Below are 1,059 nucleotides of genomic sequence, written 5' to 3' on the forward strand. Positions count from 1 at the left end.
TATAAATTAATTGCATTTTTTGTAGCTTTCTTTGCTTGTGCTACGTTATCAAAGGTTTGATCGAGATAAAACTCATCTTTTAGTATCCCATTTACACGTTCTGCCATGGCATTTTCATAACAATGATTTTCTTGGGTCATACTAATATCTATCTTTTTTCTTTTTAATATTTGCGTGTATACATTACTGCAATATTGTATACCTCTGTCTGAATGATGAATAAGTTGTTTAATATTTTTAGCTTGGTAAATGGCCTTGTTTAGTGCTCTTACACATCCTTTTAGTTCAAGACTATCGCTAAGATCATACCCAACTATTTTCCTAGAATGCATGTCAGTTATTAAGGCTAGGTAACAAAAACCTTTTAGGGTTCTAATGTATGTTATATCTGAGACCCAAACTTGATTAGATTTAGTAACTTTCATATTCTTTATTAGGTTATTGTACTTATAAAAACGATGATAAGAGTTGGTTGTTCTGGCACTAGTTTTCATTCTTAGTGTTAGCATTTGATGTTTTCTAAGGATATTAAATAAAGTGTCTCTACCAACTTTAATATTCCCTTTATTAAAATCTACATCTAATGATTTTACAAGTTTACGTACGCCTTCTCTAGGAAGAGATTTGCGTCTTTTTCTAACTATTTTTATAATCTGTTTCTCGAGTTCTAAACGTTTATCAGCTCTAGATTTGTATTTGTAATACGCATCACGTTTAAGCCCAAAACAATGTGTTATAGTAGTTAAAGAAGCAAATCTCTTAGCTTTTTCTTTAGCTTTAATTAAGGCTTTATACTTAGCTTTTTTTTTAGTTCATTAACTGATTTGTACCCAAGGTCTTCAGCTGCTACTTCAAGGTAAGAATCCAATACCATAGCATCGAGATCCTTTTTAAGTAATAATTTTTTAAGCTGTTCAATCTCTTTTTGAAGTGCTTTGATTCTAGATATTTCGTCTTTAGTTTCCACTTTTACTCTGGTGTTCATTAAGTCTTTACGATTGTATTTTTTAATCCATTCGTTTACAGTTGTAGGTGCAATGGAGTAGAGTTTACAAAGTT

At 30.7% G+C, this 1,059-nt stretch carries 2 protein-coding genes; both read right to left on the reverse strand.

What is annotated here, in order from left to right:
• Positions 1-782 (reverse strand): IS3 family transposase (locus DS884_RS18335; protein WP_317047313.1); only part of this gene is annotated, 782 nt, incomplete at its 3' end.
• On the reverse strand, positions 782-1,059 hold a 278-nt coding region (locus DS884_RS00010; protein WP_113785296.1), incomplete at its 5' end, for a transposase. The genes DS884_RS00010 and DS884_RS18335, both read right to left, overlap by 1 nt.

This window comes from Tenacibaculum sp. E3R01 (genome assembly GCF_003318185.1).
In the GTDB taxonomy this organism is placed as follows: Bacteria; Bacteroidota; Bacteroidia; order Flavobacteriales; family Flavobacteriaceae; genus Polaribacter; species Polaribacter halocynthiae.